The sequence below is a fragment of the Paenibacillus filicis genome, assembly GCF_038070315.1.
GTDB classification, from domain to species: Bacteria; Bacillota; Bacilli; order Paenibacillales; family NBRC-103111; genus Paenibacillus_G; species Paenibacillus_G filicis.
On record NZ_JBBPCC010000002.1, the window covers coordinates 14,148 to 33,761 of the forward strand.

Here is a 19,614-nt window from a genome sequence, read left to right on the forward strand (position 1 = left end):
ACTACATCACCCTCTTGAACATTTTCTCCAGCTCATAGGTCGAGAAGCTGACGACAATCGGCCTGCCATGGGGGCAGGTATACGGATTGCGACAGGCAGCCAGACGGTCCAGCAGCACTTCCATTTCGAGCAGCCCCATGTTCTGATTGGCTTTGATCGAAGCCTTGCAGGAGCACATAATAGCCGCCTTCTCGCGAAACTTTCCGAGGTCCACAAGTTTTTTCTCCGAGAGCAGCCATTCGATCATCTCTTCGATCAGACTTTGCTCTTCGCCTTGGGGGAGCCAGTGCGGATAAGCCCGCACCAGGAAGGACGTGCCGCCGAACGGCTCCAGGTACACCCCGGCCTGCTCCAGTTGAGGCAGCTTGTCCTGCAATCTGCCGGCCTCCGCTGACGTAAACTCCAGTGTGATCGGCACCAGCAGCTCCTGACTGGCCGCAGCCGGGTTGCCGAACATCTCGTAATAATGCTCGTAGTTAATCCGCTCGTGTGCGGCGTGCTGATCGATCAGGAACAGCCCCTCTTCATTCTGCGCCACAATATAGGTCCCATGCAACTGGCCGATCGGATGCAGCTTCGGAAAGGCTGGCAGCGGGGGCGGTGCCGCTTCCCCTTGAGAGGTCAGAGCACGCGCCAGCGCTTCGGAGGCAGCGGCCGTTTCCCTCGCCGACTGGCGGAGGTCCAGATTGCTGCCGGCCCTCGTGCCGGCTCCGGTCCCGGCCACCGAACGCGCTGAAGGCTCCTGCGCGCCATAAAGACCTGCTGCCGGGCGAATTCGCTCGGCAGCCCCTGTCCCTGCGGCTCCCGGAGCTTCCCAGGACCCCGAACTGCCCCGGCCTTCCAGCCGGACAGATGCCGTAGACGATTCGCTGCGGGCCGGTTGAGTCATGCTCCCCGGAACATCCGAGCGGGTCCAGCCTGACTGCGCCGACGCCGTGTAGGCTTGCTCTGCCCGCCTGCCCTCGCCTCCATCACCAGCCCCCGAACCGGGCCCGGCCTGCGGCCCCGGATCCGGTGAGCCTGAAGGACGGTACAGCTCAAGCTGCTCCTGCACGAGCGCTTCGCGCGGCTTGCGGGCAGGCTGCTGTCCCGCCTCGGGGATCAGCCGCTGCCGGGACAACACCGCCTTGGCCTCGCGCTCAACAAACTGCATCAGCTCCTGCTCCTTGCTGAAGCGTGCTTCCAGCTTGGCAGGATGCACATTCACATCAAGCAGCCCAGGGTCCATCTGCAGGTGAAGTACCGCCACAGGAAACCGATTGATCGGAAGCAGAGTATGGTAGCCCTGCAGCAGCGCCAGCGCCAGCGTATAATTCTTGATATACCGGCCGTTAATGACCGTCGTAATCCCCCCGCGGTTCGCCCGCGTCAGCTCTGGCTTGGAAATATAGCCGGTAAGCCGGTAGTCGAGCGACTCACCCTCCAGCTTCAGCATGGAACGGGCAACGGCCGTCCCGTAGATGGCCGCCACCGTATTGACCAGGTCCCCATTGCCGAGCGTCTGCAGCAGCGTGTGGCCGTTATGCTTCAGCGTGAAGGCAATTCCCGGGTGGGCCAGCGCAAGCCGGTACATATAATCCGTAACATGGCCCAGCTCTGTTTGAATGGTCTTCATGTATTTAAGCCGGGCAGGCGTATTGAAGAACAGCTCTCGAACCGAAATATCGGTTCCGCGCGAGGACGCCTTGTCGGATTTATCGACAAGCGAGCCCCCCTCGATCACGATACGTCTACCGAGACCCGTCGTGTTGGCGCAGGTCACCAGCTCGACCTTCGCCACCGCCGCAATACTGGGCAGCGCCTCGCCCCGGAAGCCGAGCGTCCGGATCGCAAACAAGTCATGAGCGGTTGCGATCTTGCTGGTCGCGTGGCGGAGAAAGGCCGTTTCACCGTCCTCAGGCTCCATCCCGGAGCCATTATCCGTCACGCGGATCAGCGCGAGCCCGCCCTCCTCAATCGTCACATCGACCCGGGTACTACCGGCATCCACCGCATTTTCGACCAATTCCTTGACGACGGATGACGGACGCTCCACGACCTCGCCCGCCGCAATCTGGTTAGCGACATGATCGTCTAAGATATTAATTTTACCCATAACGGCCGCTCCTTATCCAAATATTTCCTGAACCTACTCGAGTCTTGGATGGTCGCCCCGCAGCGGCTGCACAGGACTTCCTTACTTGGCAGAGCCGCTAAGCTTCAGCAGCCGGCCGTCATCGCTCCAGCTCAACGACTTGAAGGCTTCTGCCGCCTGCGCCAGACTGACATAGCTGATGCCGTCCTGCAGCTTAACCCCGGCGCCATCCGGTGTATAAGTTACTGCGCCGTCAGCGGAACTAAGCTGAACAGACGCGGCATCCGCGTTCCACTCCACCTTGGCCCCCAGTACGGCAGCGAGCACGCGAGCGGGCACATAGGTCTGTCCGTCCTCGCGGAGGACGCGGAAGGAGTCCTCGACAGCATGACCGTTTACGGTCAGGTTAATCCGGTTCAGCTCGAGCGAGATCGTGGCAAGTCCTGCCGTGCGCAGAGCAGTCAGCAGTTCAGGCACCTGTCCGCCCTCTACTGCGATATCCGGCTCCAGACCGACACGGTTCACCTGACGCTGATTAGGGGTCAAGTATTCCTCGACCGTCACCTTGAGCGCTCCCCCGTTGTCTAGTGGGATCAGGTTCTGGACGCTTCCCTTGCCGTAGGTTTTCGTGCCGATGGCCTTGGCCGCCTTGTAATCCTGAAGAGCGCCCGTCAGCACCTCGGAGGCGCTGGCGCTGCCTCCATTCACCAGAATATGAACTGGGAACGGCTGCGTCTGACCGCCGGTGAACGTGACCGGCTCATCCTGTCCGGTACGGTTTTTCGTATGAATCAGCGTCCCTTCCTTCACGAACAGACGCGCCATCTCCTTAGCTGCATCCAGCAGGCCTCCAGGATTATCTCTCAAGTCTACGATCAGACTTTTGATCTCGCCCTGAGACTTGAAGAAGTCCAACATAGTCGCCACTTGCTCAGCCGCATCCGCAGAGAAGCTGGTTACGCGCAGATAGGCGATGTTTCCATCGAACTTCTGACCGGTGACGACCGGCACTTGGATCTGCGCGCGCTTCACGGTTAAGTCCAGCGATTCGCCATCGCGCAGGAGCTGCAGCTTGACCTCCGTTCCCGGCTCGCCCATGATCTTGGCTGTCGCTTCTCCCAGAGGAAGCCCGATCACGGTCTCATCCCCCGCTTTCACGATGACATCTCCGACCTTAATCCCAGCCTTCTGAGCCGGGCCGTCGAAGACTTGAGATACATAGACGCCATCAGGCTGCTGGCTTACTCTTACGCCGATACCGACATAGCGGTTGGCTAAGGAATTCTCGAATTCATCCAGCTGTTCCGGTGTGAAATATTGGGTATACGGATCGCCGAGCGATTTAATCACCGCCTGGATCGCCACATCAGACAGCTTCTGCGCGTCCGGTGCGCTCACGTGATTGCGTTCCAGCTTCTCCAGCACTTCCTTGGCACGGTCGATCGGATTGCCTCCGATCGTAAGCGTGGCCGCAGAGACCGGCAGAGCTGCAGGCAGGATGAGGCTTAAGGAAAGAACGGCGGCTGCGGTTTGGCGCCACATTTTACGTTTACGTGTAGAATTCATCGAATAAGTCCTCTTCTCTGATAGATAGTGCTGCCGGGCAAGCAGGTCTCAAGCACAAGCTGGAAGTCTTGGCTTGCCAATTCCCAGGCTTATGAGCGGTTTCCGGCCCATTAACCGGACAGCTGCTTTTTCAGCTCATAGATCAAGTTCATCGCCGTCATCGGCGTCATATTCATCAAATCCGCAGACTTCAGCTGCTCCAGCACCTTCTCTGCCTTGGCGTCCTTCCTGGACGGCTTTTCAGCCGGGAGAGGGTCCGGTGCGAACAGGCTGAGCTGGACGGCATCTCCAGCTGCAGGCTCAGCAGCAGTTGCTCTAACGGTTGCTGCCGCATGGCTGACGCTACTCAGGCTCGGATCTGGCTGGACGACAGTCAGACTGGCTGAAGCTGCGTTTGCAGCCGCACCAGCGCTGATTCCCTTGTCCGCTTTCGTATAATCGACTCCTCGCTCCTCCACGGTAACCGCCGCCTGAAGACCGCCCTGGGACAGCTCTGCCCTCGCCTCGAACGCATGCAGCAGCTCGTAGGAGCGCTCGATGATCGAGCCGGGCAAACCCGCGATCTGCGCACAATAGATCCCATAGCTGCTGTCAGCCGCTCCAGGAATCAGCTTGCGCAGGAATGTCACGTTCTGGCCGCTTTCCTTGACGGCCATGCAGGCATTGCGCAGATCACGGAGGCTTTCCTCCAGATGAGCCAGCTCATGGAAGTGAGTGGACACCAGCGTCTTGCAGCCGATCCGGTCGTGGAGAAACTCAATAACGGCCTGGGCGATCGCCATCCCCTCGCCTGTGGAAGTTCCGCGTCCCAGCTCATCGATGATGACCAGACTCCCCGCTGTAGCCTTCTCGGTCATCACCTGAATATCCATCATCTCGACCATGAACGTGCTCTGACCGCCGATGAGATCATCCGCCGCCCCGATCCGGGTGAAGATCCGGTCCACGATCGGCACGACTGCCCGGCGCGCCGGTACAAAGCACCCGATCTGCGCCATGACGCTGATCATCGCGACCTGACGCATGTAAGTGCTCTTCCCGGCCATATTCGGACCGGTGATCAGCAGCATCGAGCCGCCTTCGCGCGTGAGTGAGGTATCATTGGCAATGAACGAACCGTCTTCGAGTACAGCCTCGACGACGGGATGACGTCCTTCCTCAATCTCCAGTCCGTAGAACTCGCCGATCTGCGGACGGCTGTACCGCTGCGTGGCGCTGACATGCGCCAGAGACTGGTATACATCGACGGTGGCGATCAGTCCTGCCAAGCCCTGCAGACGGGACAGATGTGTCACCAGCTGCTCTCTGAGCTGCGAGAACAGCTCATACTCCAGGTCGACCATGCCCTCCTGGGCTTCCAGGATGAGCGCCTCCTTCTCCTTCAGCTCAGGCGTCACGAAGCGCTCGGCATTGGCCAGCGTCTGCTTGCGTTCGTAGCGCCCTTCCTCCAGCTGCGACAGATTGGACTTGGTCACCTCGATAAAATATCCGAATACCTTATTAAATCCGATCTTGAGCGACTTGATGCCCGTCCGCTCACGTTCATGACGCTCCAGCTCGGCCAGCCACTGCTTGCCATTCGTGCTCGCCTCACGGAGCTGATCCAGCCGCTCGTTGACGCCGGCCCGGATCATCCCGCCGTCGCGCACGGATACCGGAGGCTCGTCTACAATGGAAGTCGCGATCAGCTCGCGGAGCTCCTGGCACGGATCGATCCGCTCAGCCAGTGCCGCCAGCGTTGACGAGCCGCTGTTCGCACACAGCTCGCGAAGCTGCGGCACCTGTGCCAGCGAGCTGCCGAGCGCTAAGAGATCCCGCGCATTGGCGCTGCCGTAGGCGATCCGGGCGGTCAGCCGCTCCAGATCGTAAACCTCCTTGAGCGACTGCTTCAGCTCGTCGCGTAGGATCAACTGATGATATAGAAGATCCACGGCCTCCAGCCGCTCCTCGATCAAACTCGCCTGCATCAGCGGCTTCTCGATCCACCGGCGCAGCAGACGGCTGCCCATGGCGGTTACCGTCTTGTCCAGCAGCCACAGGAGAGATCCCTTCTTGGAGCGGTCGCGCACCGTCTCGACCAGCTCCAGATTACGACGGGTAAAGGGGTCCATGATCATAAACTGGTCCGGCTCGTAAACACGGATATGCTTGATATGAGCCAGGGAGCGCTTCTGCGTCTCCTGCAGGTAAGCCATCAGCAGCTCCAACGTCGGACGACCGCCCTTAGGCAAAGCTCCCAGCTGCTTTTCCGAGAAATACGCCGTAAGCGGCTGCAGGCTGTCGCTCACGCTCTGGCCCTCCAGCCTCTCCGTCAATGCCGCCGTGCGCAGGAAGGCGGACGAACCGCTGCGGATGTGCTCCAGCAGAGCGCCTTCGCCCAGCACCTCGGCCGGGTTGTAGACGTTCAGCTCATCCAGCAGACGCTCGTACGAGCCCTCCAGACGGGTGACGTACAGCTCGCCTGTCGACAGGTCGCAGGCTGCAAGTCCGTAGCCGTCCTCATCCGCGCGGACAGCGAGAATGTAATTATTGGCCGTTTCACTGAGCGACCGGGCATCCATCACCGTACCGGGCGTGACGATCCGGACCACTTCCCGGCGCACGACCCCCTTGGCCTCGGCCGGATTTTCCACCTGCTCGCAGACGGCTACCTTATAGCCCTTCTCTACGAGCTTCGCTATGTAGCCTTCCGCGGCATGATAGGGAACCCCGCACATCGGGATTCGTTCCTCCATCCCGCCGCCGCGGCCGGTCAGCGTAATTTCAAGCTCACGGGAAGCCAGCACGGCATCTTCGAAAAACAATTCATAGAAATCTCCCAACCGGAAGAATAAAAAGGCATCCTTCACCTCTGCCTTAACGGCAAGGTATTGCTCCATCATGGGTGTATACTTGGCCATGCTTCATCCTCCACCAACATCCCTTTACACCGGGGAACGACCGGCACCGCGCCTCAGCCGGGTTTTCCGTCTGCACGCATCAAAGCGGCATACGCTTCGCCGTAGACCGGCTGCTTATGCCGCCTTGCGGGCTGTGCCGCATCGCCCCTCTAGTTAACTCTAATTATATCATGAATTGCTAGAGAACACCCGCGTCTTAGACAAACGGAGCAATCTTCCACTTCGGCCGGATATCCTCGCGTTCGTTCCAGGACCGCATCTGCAGCATCATCCGGCGCAGCGGCAGCAGATAGGACTCCAGCTTCGCATAGCCCGGCAGCTTCTCCAGATCGTTCCAGAGCGCCGGCACGAACGGGCGGATGCGGGCCTTATCACTGCTATAGTAGGCCTTGACGACTTCATAGTCGGCCAACGGCCTGCGCTTCAGCAGCTTGTAGTGTTCGGCTGTAAGTTTGGCAAGCGCCAGCACCCCCTTGGCTACGGAGGGCGATACCATCCAGCTCGGAAGCACCCGGTACTCGAAGCCCCCGTGGCGCTGCCGCCGGAAATCCCCGAGGAAGCCATACTGCGGCTTCCTCTCCACCGTCGTCGCATCCTCAAGCAAGGTAAGCGGCAGCGCCACATAATTATCCAGCACGCGAAGCAGCTGCGGGTCCAGCTCTACTCCGCTGAAGTGAATATGCCCGCCCAGCGGAAAGCCTGGCACCGGCATGCCCCCCGCCACCCAGGTCAGCTCAGTATCCGTGATGCGCCTTGCCGCGAGCTGCATCGTGCGGTGCAGATGACCGACCAGCTCGCGCACATCGGTGCTTGGCACAGGCCTCAGCTCGGCCAGCGGAAATATCTTGCGCCTGCTCGGCAGCACAATCGAATCACAGCCGAAGGGGCCGTCCTTGCCGACGAACTCCGAGGCGAACTTGACATTCCCCTGTTCTGTCATCAGAAGAAACTCCGGATCTGCGCCCAGCATCACCTCGGGCGGATCTCTGCGTGCGGCCTCCAGCTCCAGACTCCGGTCCAGGCGGTTGATGGCTTCGGCGAACAGCTGAGTCAGCCTCGGCGTCAGCTTGGGAACCGGCTCAACGTCCCTGACGGCCAGTGTCGCGTCGGCACGGACGCCAATCCGGACGACGCCGTAATCCAGACCGAGCGCGTAGATGCTCCGCACAGCCGTACGGATCGCACGGGCTGCATAGTAACCTGGCTGTTCCAGCCCTACCTCTGTATAGCTGTTCTCCCGGCGAGAGCGCACCGGCGCCCCCGCTGCTCCTTCCCCGCCGTAGAATACCGTGCTGCCCGGACGGTGAAACAACGTAAGCGCCTGCAATTGGAAGACGGGCACCATGTATTCATGCGACCAGTTCTCCCGTTCCTTGACTCCCCTGGCCTCAGCTGTGGCACTCACGTCCGGATCGGCCGCATGCAGGCCATGCAGCCGGAGCAGCTCATGCAGCCGCTGCGGCTGCTGTACGGCCAGGATGCTCTTGACCGGCTGCAGCGCGTCCGCATCGCCCTTGTCCGGATGATAGGCGCCCCAATAAATCAAACGGGGCCTCCCGGTCAAGCCGTCAGGAGGCTTGTGCCCGTGAGGAATGCGCAGGCCGTCGAGCAGCGCCTCCAGCCCAGGCTCGTTCGAATGGAGCAAAAAAGCGCGCATGGCGCTCCCTCCTCTGCCGCCGAAATGGACGGCGGCCAGTATGTACCGGCCCCCTCGCCCTCGCGCGGGAGCCGTCCTTACGCCCATTTTGCGGCCAAAGCCGTGCGTAAGCAAAAAAGAGGGCTGACGCCCTCTGCCGAAATGAACCCCATTGGCATATGCTGTAGTTGTATAGATCGGATTCGGTTCAGCCCAGCTCGTCGTCAAGCAGATCCGGGTCAAGATCCTCGAAGTCTCCGTCGTCAGTGCCGAAGTCTACATGTTTGTCGTCAAAATCATCGCTGCCACCTGGGCTCACCACCACGGAAACCTTGGTTTCAGCGATCATTTCTACCTTGAACTCCCGCTCTACGCGGATCAGCACGCTGCCTCCGCCCGAGGAGATGCTGGCTTCCACGCAGTTCGGTTCCTGGGTAGCGATAGCAGCGACCTCGGCCGTCGACGATTTGTGTCTTTTGTCAAGGAAATGAAGCGGCACGGCTTCGACATAAGACACCGTTTCCTTGGCCACATCCGTCTTCGTATTCCGGTCATAGGAATACCAGATGTTGATGTCGTAGGTCCCTACCACTTCCACATTCTCTCCAGCCTTCACCGCGTCGTATTGGTTGTTGATAATCCAAGCACCCAAAATACTGGTCGGAGCATGAGGCGGAGTGACCGTGTTGGTTACCTGGGAGAATTTGCGTCCTTTGCCGCAGACAGCCTTCGTATAGATCTCTCTGACTTGCAAGTCTTTATCTAATGACATCCTTCTAACCTCCTCCATACAATCATTCATTACATTTGTATGCAGGACATTCGGCTAGTGTGATAACTTTTTTCGGAATATGCCTCTATATCGCGCACGGGCTCCTCCGCAGGAGCCCTGTAGCCGTCCTTGCCCTAAGCCCTGGCGCCGACCGGGCGTTTTTCTTTTTTGGCGACCGACAGGAAGACCTTCAGTTCCTCGATCAATTGCAGCAGAGCCGCACGCACCTCGAACTCTTCACGGGTCCGGGGCAGCTCCATTTCCCTGAATTGCGCCTCCAGACGTTCCAGCTCGCGCTCCGTTCTCCCGGTATAGTGGGCGACCTTCACATCCTCGCTTAGGCCTTCGAAGATCACAGCCAGCAGATTCGCATGCGGCAAATTCTGGTACACGCGGGCGACGAGCTGCGACATGCGCCCGATTCCTTCGAGCTGGCGTTCTCTCATATAGAAGTAGACACTCCAGTCTGCCCGGTCCTGGCTCAGGCTGTTCTCGGTTTTCCGCATCGCGGCCTCCGCTGCTCTCTTCAGCAATTCCTCGCTGTCCAGCAGCTCCTTGCCGTCCCACACATGTCCCGTATCCCTCAGATGCAGAGACAGCTGGATCAAGATGCGGGAGAACAAGGCCTCCAGCTCCAGCCGGTATTGAAGAAGCTGGCGGTCTTCCCTGGGCATGTACAGCACATTGATGAGCGTCGCCGTTCCCAGCCCCACGACCAACAGAGCCACCTCATTCACCACCAGCTCGAAGCTGACAGCACGGGCTGCATATAAATGGAACATCACAACCGAACTCGTCACGATCCCGTCCTTGAGCTTGAGACGGTTAAGTATGGGATACAAGAGCAGGATGTAGATCCCGATCACCCAGACATGGTAGCCCAGCCACACAAATAAGCCTACGCTGAGCAGCAGGCCGAATACGGACGCTACGATCCGCTGCACCGAGGTTGCGATGCTGCGCTTCTTGGTCACATCAACGCCGAGCACAGCGAGCAGTCCAGTGGACAGCGGCGAAGCAAGCCCCGTCGCTTGTGCGATCATAATAGCCAGAATAACGGCTACGGCCGTCTTGATAACCCTGATTCCCATAACGTCATACACCTCTTGCCTTTCATATCGGAAGGTCCCCAGTCCCCGGCCAGCATCCTCCGGTTCAGAACGGACCCGGTCCATTTATCCTTCTCATCTTACTCTTACCAGGAGGTCTATGACAACCTCCTCGCCGTTCGCGGCCTGGCTGACAGCCCGGGCAGCAGTCGCCATGCTGAGCCGGGCATGTCCGCTCGAAATCAGCAAGCAAGGCCGCTCCCGCAGGAACCGCCTTTTTAACAAAACGTAGGGTATAATATGGATGCACTCGCTTCTATCGGGGTATGGCATAGTCTGGTACCGCGCACCCTTGGGGTGGGTGAGGCAGCATATTCCGATCACGGAGCATTAGGACCTCCGGACAAGCTTGCTTTCCAGATAAGCCACTCCCTGATACATCAGCGTTGCGGCAATGGCAATCACAACGACACTGCCGATCACGAGGGTGAAGTTAAACACTTGAAAGCCATAGATGATCAAATAGCCGAGCCCCTGCTTGGAGACCAGAAACTCCCCTACGATAACCCCGACCCAGGACAGGCCTACGTTGACCTTCAGCGTCGACACGATCGTCGGATAGGATGCAGGCAGGATGACCTTCTGAAATACGGTACGGCGGGCCGCTCCGAACAACTGAACCACCTTCAGCAGCTGCGGATCGACCTCGCGGAAGCTGTTGTAGACAACCAGCACCGTAATAATGACTGTGATGGACAGCGTCGTCGCTACGATCGACAGCGCTCCGGGTCCAAGCGCCACGATAAACAATGGCCCCAGCGCCACCTTAGGCAAGCTGTTCAGCACAACAATATAAGGATCGAGCACTCTGGAGAGGAACGGTGAAAACCAGAGCAGAGCCGCTATCGCCGTGCCGACGAGCGTACCCAGCACGAAGCCGATGATCGTCTCCCAGACAGTCACAGCGGTATGGAGGAGCAGCGAGCCGTCCAGCGTCTTCTCATAGATCATCACCGAGATTCGGCTTGGGGAGCTGAACAGCAGGCCGTCGATCCACTTCAGGCGGGCCGCTCCCTCCCACAGAAGCAGGAACAGCACGAGCAACGCAGTCTGGGTAAACCGGACCTGCCAGGTGCGGCTTCGCTCCTGCTGCAGATAGGCTTCATACACCTGTGCCGAGAGCTGCTCCATGCCTCCGGCTCCCGTCTTGAGCTTCTCCTCTTGCGCCACCTCAACCGCCCCCTTTCTTGTCGAGCTGCTCGAACAATTGCCACAATGTATGGAACAGCTCATGGAACCCTGCCTTCTCCCTCGCCTCGAGCGGAAGCGCGGTGCGGATCGGCTCCGGCACGATCACCTCAGCCAGCACACGTCCCGGACGGGGCTGCAGCACAATAATTCGGTCGCTCATCGCGATAGCCTCGGAAATATCGTGGGTGACGAGCACAGCCGTCTTGCCACGCGCTTTGAGCGTGGTCACGATCAAGTCCTCCAGCTGCAGCCTCGTCTGGTAATCGAGTGCCGAGAAGGGCTCGTCGAGCAGCAGGATGCCCGGCTGCGCCGCCAGTGTCCTGACGAGCGCTGCCCGCTGACGCATGCCCCCGGACAGCTGCTGCGGGAAGGCCTGGCGGAAGGCGCCAAGCCCCATCTCATCCAGCAGCTCGCGGACGTATCGGCCGGACTGCTCGCCTTGCAGCCCGAGGAGCTCCAATCCGAGAGTGACATTCTCCTCGATCGTTCTCCAAGGAAATAAATAATCCTGCTGCAGCATATAGCCTACCTTCGGCGTCGGTCTGAGCACCGGCTCGCCCAGCACCCGGACCTCGCCGACTGCCGGCGACAGCAGTCCGCTGATCAGCGAGAGAATCGTCGTCTTGCCGCAGCCGCTCGGCCCGATGATACTGACGAACTCGCCCGCTGCCACGCGCAAATTGATGTCGGCGAGCGCAGGATATGCGCCTTGACCATTCACATAGACATGAGAGACTCCGTTTACTTCGATGGCTGCCGGAATTTCAGCTGTTCCTTCTGCTGTCGTTTCTTCTGCCTTTACCTCCGCTGTCTCACCGGCAGTTTGAGCGTCCTTTGCTTCCATATCTTTATTCGCTTGCGCAGCCCTGTCTAAAGCCTGTTCGGCCGCCCCCTTCTCCGTCATCTTCACAGCCTCCTTCAGGTAGCCCCAGCCTTAAGGCTTGACGCTGGATTTCGCCTTCTCTGCGAAGTGGTTATCGACCAACTTGGCGTGATCCGCCCGCTGCTTCAGTTCACCGGCCGCTTCCATTACATCCTGCAGATTGTTCCACTCCGTCGTATCCACGATGCCATCAGCGGCGAAGGAACCTTGATCCTTGTAGCGCTTCACGACGCCAACCACCACCGCTTTGTCCGTATCCGGGAAGAAGGGAAGGATCGCCTCAGCGATCTGCTCCGGCGAGGAAGAGGCGACCCAGAGCTGTGCCTTCTGCACCGCATTGGAGAATTTCTGAACCGTGTCCGGCTGCTTCGTCATGTAGCTCTTCTTAGTCATGAATACGGTGTAAGGCAGCTTGCCGCTCTCCACGCCGAACGAAGCGATAACATAGCCCTTCCCCTGCTGCTCGATCATAGTCGCTTGCGGTTCAAAGAGCTGCACGTAATCTCCCGTCCCCGAGGCGAACGCCGTCGGGATATTGGCGAAGTCCACATTCTGCAGCAGGTTTAGATCCTTCTTCGGATCGATCCCATGCTTCTTCAGTGTAAACTCGCCCGCCATCTGCGGCATTCCGCCTTTACGCTGGCCGAGGAATGTCGAGCCCTTCAGGGTATTCCAGTCGAAGGTTCCCTGCAGCGGCTTGCGAGATACGAGAAAGGTTCCATCGGTCTGAGTCAACTGATGGAAATTCAACACCGGGTCATCGCTGCCCTGCTGATGCACATAGATCGACGTCTCCGAGCCGACCAGCGCCACATCGATACCTCCGGAAAGCAGGGTCGTCATCGTCTTGTCTCCGCCGGCCGTCGTCAGTAGCTCGATATCCAGCCCCTGTTCCTTGAAAAAGCCCTTATTGATCGCCACATACTGCGGTGCATAGAAGATCGATCTCGTCACTTCGCCGATCCTGACCTTCACCGCGCCTTCCTGGGTCCCCGTACCACAGCCAGCCAGCAGCGCCATCCCGGCCAATACGCCGGACATCGCAGCGGCCAGTATGGCCTTACGTCCGAACCTTTTGTTCATAAGCCAGTCCCTCCCTGTGTTCACTCCGCTTGAAGTTTACTGGCAGGATATGCATCCGCCTACCGATAGGTGCCGGGTGTATCCGGATGGACACAAAAAAAGCTTTCTCCGTGGGGGAGAAAGCTCTCATGACCATGCCCGGACTACAGGCTGTAAATATCGTTGTACTTGGCTTGCAGATAGTCAACCAGATAACGCGGGTTCAGTTCCTCGCCGGTTACCTCGAGGATGATCTCCGCAGGCGTCAGACTCTTGCCGTGACGGTAAATCTTCTCCGTCAGCCACGCCTTGACCGGCTCCAGATTCCCTTGAGCGACCAGCTCATCCAGACCGCCAAGCTCGCGGTCCAGCGTTCTCGCGATTTGCGCCGCGTACATATTGCCCAGCGCATAGGATGGGAAGTAGCCGAACGCACCGCCGGACCAATGCACATCCTGGAGCACGCCATCTCCATTGTTAGAAGGCTCAATGCCGAGGTATTCGCGGTATTTCTCATTCCAGACGCGCGGCAGGTCGGCCACCTTCACCGAACCGTCGAACAGCGCCTTCTCGATCTCATAGCGGATCATAATATGTAGATTGTAGGTCAGCTCATCCGCCTCGATTCGGATCAGGGACGACTTGACCTCATTGGTCGCCAGATAGAAACTCTCGGCGCTAACATCGTCGAATTGCCCGGGATAGTTGGCCTGCAGATCCGGGAAGTAGCGGCTCCAGAAGGAGCGGCTGCGGCCGATCACATTCTCCCAGAAGCGCGACTGGGACTCGTGAATGCCCATCGACGTGCCTGTGCAAAGCGGCGTGCCGAGCAGCTCTTCCGAAATATTCTGCTCATACAGCGCATGGCCGCCCTCATGGATCGTACCGAACAGCGCGCTGTTCACATCATCCTTCAGATAACGGGTTGTAATCCGCACATCCCCGGGATTCAGACCGGTTGCGAATGGATGCACCGTTTCGTCCAGACGTCCGGCTTCGAAGTCGTAGCCCATTTCCTTCAAAATGAACAAGCTGAACTTCTTCTGCTTATCCTGGTCGAACGTCTGCTTCAGGAAGCCGTTCTCCGGCCCGCGGCCAGACGCCTGAATCGCCGACAGCAGAGGAACGACCTGCTCGCGGAGCGCACCGAACACCTGATCCAGCTTCTCCACCGTCATCCCTGGCTCGTACATATCCAGCAGCGTGTTGTACTTATGCCCCTCGTAGCCCCACAGCTCGATAAACTCGTGATTGAAGGCGACGATCTTCTCCAGATAAGGCTGGAACGATTCGAAATCGGCCGTATGCTTGGCATCTTCCCAGGCAGACTCCGCTTGCGAGGTCAGCACCACATATTCCTGGTAACGCTCAGGCGGAATTTTGTTGCTGCGGTCATATTCCTTCTTGCACTCGCTGACGATGCGCTTGTCGATCCGGCTCAAGCCCTCCTGATGCTCCGGCTGGGTGAAGTATTCCAGGAACTCCCGCATCTGCTCCGAGACAGACATCTTGAATAGCTCGCCCGACAGCTCGCCCACGACTTCGGAACGGGCCGCGATCCCCTTCTTCGGGGCTCCGGTGCGCATATCCCAGTAGATCAGACCGATCGCTTCCTCATAACTTTTCATCTTCTTCACATATTGCTTGAACGATTCCCACTTGGCTTGATGTGCTTCTGCTGCCATATGCATGCCCCTTTCCATTCCTTGGTATATGGTTGATCATACTTGGTCTTGAAATAAGAAGCAACTTCCTTCAGAATAAGAACTGCTTCGACTTATATTGTCATGCGTACGACTGGAATTCAGATGCTTCCGCCGCGCCGCATGACGCAAACTACCTACAGGAGCGTGAAATCCAGATGCATATTACATTCACTGAGCAAGCCGCCGCAGCCGTTCAGCCGCTGCTAGATAACCATCAGGAAGGCGTCCTCCGGCTCGTGTACGATAACGAAGGCTGCGGCTGTGCCGTCAACGGCGTCCCAACTCTTTGGCTCGAGCATGCCGCCCAGCCCCATGATTTCCAGGTGGAGGTCAGCGGAGCTCCTTCCGAGCTGTGGATGGACAAGAAGCATGAGATTTATTTCGAGGACCGCATGACGCTTGATTATAAAGAAGAAGGCCGCAGCTTTGTATTGAAAAGCAACGGCCAGATCTATAATGCTTATATGAGCTTAATTGACAAGCGTTCGTAAGGAAATTCTTCTCGCTGGGAGGGATCTACCCTTCTACAACAACGTCCAGCTTGCCAGTGGACGGGTCAATGACCAGCCCGTGAACCGGGACATCAGGGATGAGCGGGTGATTGCGGATCAGGTTCACACTGCTGCGCACGCTCTCCTTGACGTCGTCGAAGCCTTGCAGCCAGTGCTCGAGGTTTACTCCCGAATATTCGATGATATCGATCGTATCTTGCTTGATTCCCCGTTCGACAAACTTCTGCTTGACCGCCTTCGGATTGACGCTGCCCATGCCGCAGTCGTAGTGGCCGATGACGAACACCTCGCTGGCCCCGAGCTCATAGAGCGCGATGATGATGCTGCGCATCAGGCCGCCGAACGGCGTGTTGACGATGCCTCCCGCGGACTTGATGATCTTGACGTCGCCGTTCTTGATATTCATGCTGGCTGGCAGCAGCTCGATCAGCCGTGTATCCATACAGGTCAGAATCACATATTTCTTATCCGGGAACTTGGACGTAAGAAAAGGCTCGTACTTCTTTTCCTCGACAAAAGCTTGGTTGTACTCCAGTATGTGTTTCAACGAATCGTTCATAATAACTTCCTCCGCTCCACTGCTGTTCATATACAAGGTAGGTTAATCTTGATTAATTGTAACTGATTTATAACGGAGCAGACAAGTGTCCTGCACATGATTTCATAGCAATTCTTGTCCTTTCTCCGATTCGCCCTTCCCGATCCTCAGCGCCTTCTGCCTCAGACGCTCGGCGATAACCCCGCTTCTGTCCCGCATCGTATGCTTGTTGAGCAGAAATACGTTCTCCATCGGACTCGGACGCTCCCACTCCCCACCCTCCAGACAACGTTCGCGGCAAGCCGCCAGAAGGGCCGGATCTGCGATCGGCAGGTTCAGGTCAACGAACTCGCGCTCTTCTTCCTTCAATTCCTGCAGGCGGCGCACCAGCCGCTGCTGGGTCTCCCCATGGTCCAATCCCAGAGGAGTCAGCGAAGCCCGTCCCATCCGCTCGACAGCACCCGCCAGCATCTTGGCAGCGCCGGTCCGCCTTCCTCTGCGCTCGTGATAGGACGCTACCGCGATCTGGATCAGCACGACATAAGCGTCCCCGTTCGGGTCTTGGGGGTGCTCCTTCCAATATTCCTCCAGCACCTCGTGACACTCGAAATAATCTCTCTCTGCATGAAAATAAATAAGAAAGTTCAGGTAATCTTCCGGATATCCGGCCATCTCACTCACCCCGTTCTGCTCCCTAACAGCTTGCCTTAACCAGCTCCAAAAAATATTGTATCAATTTTATTTAAATTATGAAACCATCGCCCGGGTCCTCCGTACTACCTTGAGTACGACTATACCCTATCTCAAATCTGGAGGATGGAAAGAACTATGTGGAAAAAGCTTTCTCTCGTATTGATGGCAGCCACCATCGCCTTCTCGTTCAGCGCTCCGCAACACGCTGACGCAGCCAAGAAGTACTCTTCGTCCAAGAAGAGCTACAGCCCGAGCAACGGCTCGACGAATCAGACGCCTAACAGCGGAGCCAATACTTCGAATCCCGCAGCGACGAAATCGCCGGCTGCTTCTACAACCACTCCTGCGCAAAAGCCAGGATTTTTCAGCGGCGGCGGTCTGATGAAGGGTCTGATGATCGGCGGCTTGGCCGGAATGCTGTTCGGCGGCTTGTTCGGCGGCATGGGCGCACTGGGCAACATCCTGGGCATGCTCGTGAACGTACTGGCTATCGTTGTCTTGGTCACCGTGGCCTTCAGAATTTTCGTATACTTCCGCGACCGCAAGAAGCTTAACCAAGACCCACGGCCCAACGACTACCGCTAGGAGCGACTTGCATGAAATTACTGGAGCAGGATATCATCAATGCGGTATGCCTGAATATCGCAGAACGCAAAAGGATTCAACCGACACAGGTCGAGGTTGAAATGATGTGGGACGAAGACCTTGGCTTCTCCGCCGAGGTTCATGCCGAGGGCCGCAGCCAGATTTTGATCGCCGCCAATCTGCTGGAAGCTATCGAACGCTTCTTGTTCACCCAGCACAATATGCGTGTTTTCCGCGATCAGATCCGAATTGAGCTGGAGGAAGAAATCGTCGCTTATATCGCAGATTAGCTTTCACGGTAATTACGATCCGGTATGCCGACTGACCACAGTCCGGGATACCGGTTTTTCGTTATTTCTAGCATTTACCTCGCAACTTTCAGCCCTCTATTGCCGTCTTAATAGAGTGATAGAGTCTGCACATTTGGGACAGAAAGAGGCTGATGCATGTTGAAGCGCAAGACCCTGCTGTCGTTGACCGTCCTTTCCCTTTTATTCTCCGTAGCCGGGCCGGCCGCTGCAGCCGATAAGACCTCCAAGTACAGGGTATACCAGAATACGGCCCTGCTCTACGAAGCGTCTGATTACAAATCCGCCGAAGCTTACGCCCGCGGCTACACCCATTCCCATGTGGAGGAAATCGGTTCCCGCAATTGGGTGTGGCATAACTATCCGCGCTACAAGGTTTACCAGCAAGGCTACAGCAATGCCGAGTGGGAATTCGCCTCGCTCGATCAGGCGATACGCGAAGCATCCAGCTGGGGCAATGCCAGCGTCCGAGACCTGCAATCCGGCGGCTGGGTGTGGAACAACTATCCCCAGTACCGGCTGTACCAAGGAGAAGGCACGCTCGACTCCTGGACCTTCCGCACGCTGAATGAAGCGATCACGGAGGCCAAAAAGTGGTCGAACGCCCATATTATTGACCTGAACACGCATGCGTGGGTATGGGATAACATCAGTGCCAGCGTGAAGAACCAGACGCGCAGCGACAGCGCCAAGGTGTACCAGGTGTTCCAGGGCGAACATACGGACGATAGCTGGAAGTTCGCACTGCTGGAGGATGCCATCAACGAATCGCTGCGCTGGGGCGGCTCGACCGTCGTCAATACGAGCAGCGGCAGCGTCGTATACTCCAATATCAAGCCGTACAAGGTGTATCAGAACGATACGTTCCTGAACGATTATCTAAGTTTGGACGACGCCATCTCTTATGCGAAGCAATTTGCTCACACAAGGATTGAGAATGAGCAAGCTTCCAAGCGCGATGGCAAGACGCCGGTGATCTGGAATAATTATCCTTACTATCAAGTGTTTCAAAGCAATAATCTGATCGCTGATTTCACGACGATCGGCTCGGCTCTGCAGTACGCCAAGGGCTATAGCAACGCCTCCATCCGGCTCTACGACGACGGGACAGCCATCTGGGATAATCTGCGCAAGCTGCAGTATTGGGGCTGGAACGGCAGCTCGGCCGATGCGACGATCCGCAGCCAGGTCAATACGACCGTCGGCTTGGATGTCGTCTCCCCGACCTACTTTGTATTGGCCGATGCTGCAGGCAATCTGACCGACACGTCCAACAAAGAGACGGTAGCTTGGCTGAAAAAGCAAGGCCTGTCCGTTCATCCGCTGGTGAATAACCAGTTCGATTCGGCGCTTACGACGAAGTTCCTGGCCTCCAAGGATGCTCGGGCCAAGTTTATTCAGGCACTGGTCAGCAAATCCGCTGCACTGGGCGTCGATGGAATCAACGTCGACTTCGAAAGCCTGGCCGCCGGAGACCGCGCGAATTTCACGACATTCATGCAGGAGATCGTGCAGGCCGCGCATGCCAATAACCTGCTCGTATCCGTCGACCTGCCGCGCGGCAGCGTCAAGTGGAATGCCAAGACCGCCTTCGATCATGAGAAGCTGGCGGATATCGCGGACTACATCATGACGATGACCTATGACCAGTATTGGAAGGGCAGCACGGAGCCCGGCTCTGTCGCCGGTCTGCAGTGGGTCGAGGAAGGCGTGAAGGAGTTTCTCTCGTACGGCATTCCCCGGGATAAGCTGATCATGGGCATCCCGTTCTATGTCCGTGAATGGAAGGTCGACGGCAGCGGCAATCTGGTCAGCAACCGGGCCGTGCTGCTCAAGGACATTCCAGCCCTGATCCGGGACAAAAAAGCGACCCAAACCTGGGACGCTTCGTTCCAGCAGTATAAGGTCGAATATAACGAGGGCGGGTTCCGTTATGTCTTCTGGCTCGAGGATGAATCCACCGTCAAAGCCCGGATTGATATCGCCGCCAAGCATGAGCTGGCCGGCGTAGCCGCCTGGCGTCTCGGCTACGATACGACCGAGCTATGGAATATGATGCTCCAACAGAAATAACCCGGC

The 19,614-nt window shown here is 57.8% G+C and carries 17 protein-coding genes; 5 read left to right on the forward strand and 12 right to left on the reverse strand.

What is annotated here, in order from left to right; all coding sequences use genetic code 11:
• Window position 1: 1 nt before the first annotated feature.
• From mutL to WMW72_RS03955, 6 genes are all read right to left on the reverse strand, one after another.
• Window positions 2-2,095 carry a DNA mismatch repair endonuclease MutL gene (gene mutL, locus WMW72_RS03930; RefSeq protein WP_341414119.1) on the reverse strand — a complete coding sequence of 698 codons (2,094 nt, stop codon included), beginning with the start codon at window positions 2,093-2,095 and terminating at the stop codon, window positions 2-4.
• Between the two features lie 81 nt (window positions 2,096-2,176).
• Window positions 2,177-3,640, reverse strand: coding sequence for a S41 family peptidase (locus WMW72_RS03935; protein WP_341414120.1), 1,464 nt, complete (start codon window positions 3,638-3,640; stop codon window positions 2,177-2,179).
• Between the two features lie 110 nt (window positions 3,641-3,750).
• Window positions 3,751-6,540, reverse strand: coding sequence for a DNA mismatch repair protein MutS (gene mutS / locus WMW72_RS03940; protein ID WP_341414121.1), 2,790 nt, complete (start codon window positions 6,538-6,540; stop codon window positions 3,751-3,753).
• 196 nt (window positions 6,541-6,736) lie between these two features.
• Window positions 6,737-8,197 (reverse strand): putative amidoligase domain-containing protein, encoded by a 1,461-nt coding sequence (locus tag WMW72_RS03945; protein WP_341414122.1) that lies wholly within the window; start codon window positions 8,195-8,197, stop codon window positions 6,737-6,739.
• A 187-nt stretch (window positions 8,198-8,384) separates the two neighbouring features.
• Window positions 8,385-8,948, reverse strand: a complete 564-nt coding sequence (locus WMW72_RS03950; RefSeq protein ID WP_341414123.1) for an outer spore coat protein CotE — start codon at window positions 8,946-8,948, stop codon at window positions 8,385-8,387.
• Between the two features lie 134 nt (window positions 8,949-9,082).
• Window positions 9,083-10,039 carry an aromatic acid exporter family protein gene (locus tag WMW72_RS03955; protein WP_341414124.1) on the reverse strand — a complete coding sequence of 319 codons (957 nt, stop codon included), beginning with the start codon at window positions 10,037-10,039 and terminating at the stop codon, window positions 9,083-9,085.
• A gap of 118 nt (window positions 10,040-10,157) precedes the next feature.
• Here WMW72_RS03955 and WMW72_RS03960 point away from each other — a divergent pair, with 118 nt between their 5' ends.
• Window positions 10,158-10,289: a hypothetical protein gene (locus WMW72_RS03960; protein ID WP_341414125.1), complete on the forward strand. Its 132-nt coding sequence runs from the start codon at window positions 10,158-10,160 to the stop codon at window positions 10,287-10,289.
• Between the two features lie 98 nt (window positions 10,290-10,387).
• Here WMW72_RS03960 and WMW72_RS03965 read toward each other — a convergent pair whose 3' ends face one another.
• The 4 genes from WMW72_RS03965 to WMW72_RS03980 form a co-directional block, all read right to left on the reverse strand.
• Window positions 10,388-11,188 carry an ABC transporter permease gene (locus WMW72_RS03965; RefSeq protein WP_341414574.1) on the reverse strand — a complete coding sequence of 267 codons (801 nt, stop codon included), beginning with the start codon at window positions 11,186-11,188 and terminating at the stop codon, window positions 10,388-10,390.
• Between the two features lie 40 nt (window positions 11,189-11,228).
• Window positions 11,229-12,011: an ABC transporter ATP-binding protein gene (locus WMW72_RS03970; protein ID WP_341414575.1), complete on the reverse strand. Its 783-nt coding sequence runs from the start codon at window positions 12,009-12,011 to the stop codon at window positions 11,229-11,231.
• Window positions 12,012-12,182: 171 nt separating this feature from the next.
• Window positions 12,183-13,172 (reverse strand): ABC transporter substrate-binding protein, encoded by a 990-nt coding sequence (locus WMW72_RS03975; RefSeq protein ID WP_423227517.1) that lies wholly within the window; start codon window positions 13,170-13,172, stop codon window positions 12,183-12,185.
• A 185-nt stretch (window positions 13,173-13,357) separates the two neighbouring features.
• Window positions 13,358-14,878 carry a carboxypeptidase M32 gene (locus WMW72_RS03980; RefSeq protein WP_341414127.1) on the reverse strand — a complete coding sequence of 507 codons (1,521 nt, stop codon included), beginning with the start codon at window positions 14,876-14,878 and terminating at the stop codon, window positions 13,358-13,360.
• 176 nt (window positions 14,879-15,054) lie between these two features.
• On the opposite strand from WMW72_RS03980, the gene WMW72_RS03985 reads away from it, so the two are divergent.
• A complete protein-coding gene (locus tag WMW72_RS03985) occupies window positions 15,055-15,390 on the forward strand; it encodes an iron-sulfur cluster biosynthesis family protein (RefSeq protein WP_341414128.1) in 336 nt (111 codons plus the stop codon).
• A 25-nt stretch (window positions 15,391-15,415) separates the two neighbouring features.
• Here WMW72_RS03985 and WMW72_RS03990 read toward each other — a convergent pair whose 3' ends face one another.
• A complete protein-coding gene (locus tag WMW72_RS03990; protein WP_341414129.1) occupies window positions 15,416-15,970 on the reverse strand; it encodes a beta-class carbonic anhydrase in 555 nt (184 codons plus the stop codon).
• Window positions 15,971-16,072: 102 nt separating this feature from the next.
• Entirely contained in the window at window positions 16,073-16,621 is a 549-nt protein-coding gene (locus WMW72_RS03995; protein WP_341414576.1) for a DUF309 domain-containing protein, read from the reverse strand.
• A gap of 156 nt (window positions 16,622-16,777) precedes the next feature.
• Here WMW72_RS03995 and WMW72_RS04000 point away from each other — a divergent pair, with 156 nt between their 5' ends.
• The 3 genes from WMW72_RS04000 (at window position 16,778) to WMW72_RS04010 (ending at window position 19,608) form a co-directional block, all read left to right on the forward strand.
• The gene (locus WMW72_RS04000) at window positions 16,778-17,227 is read left to right on the forward strand and encodes a hypothetical protein (protein WP_341414130.1); all 450 of its coding nucleotides are present in this window, start codon (window positions 16,778-16,780) and stop codon (window positions 17,225-17,227) included.
• Between the two features lie 11 nt (window positions 17,228-17,238).
• A complete protein-coding gene (locus tag WMW72_RS04005) occupies window positions 17,239-17,517 on the forward strand; it encodes a YxcD family protein (protein ID WP_341414131.1) in 279 nt (92 codons plus the stop codon).
• A gap of 156 nt (window positions 17,518-17,673) precedes the next feature.
• Window positions 17,674-19,608, forward strand: coding sequence for a glycosyl hydrolase family 18 protein (locus tag WMW72_RS04010; protein ID WP_341414132.1), 1,935 nt, complete (start codon window positions 17,674-17,676; stop codon window positions 19,606-19,608).
• The last annotated feature ends 6 nt before the right edge of the window (window positions 19,609-19,614 follow it).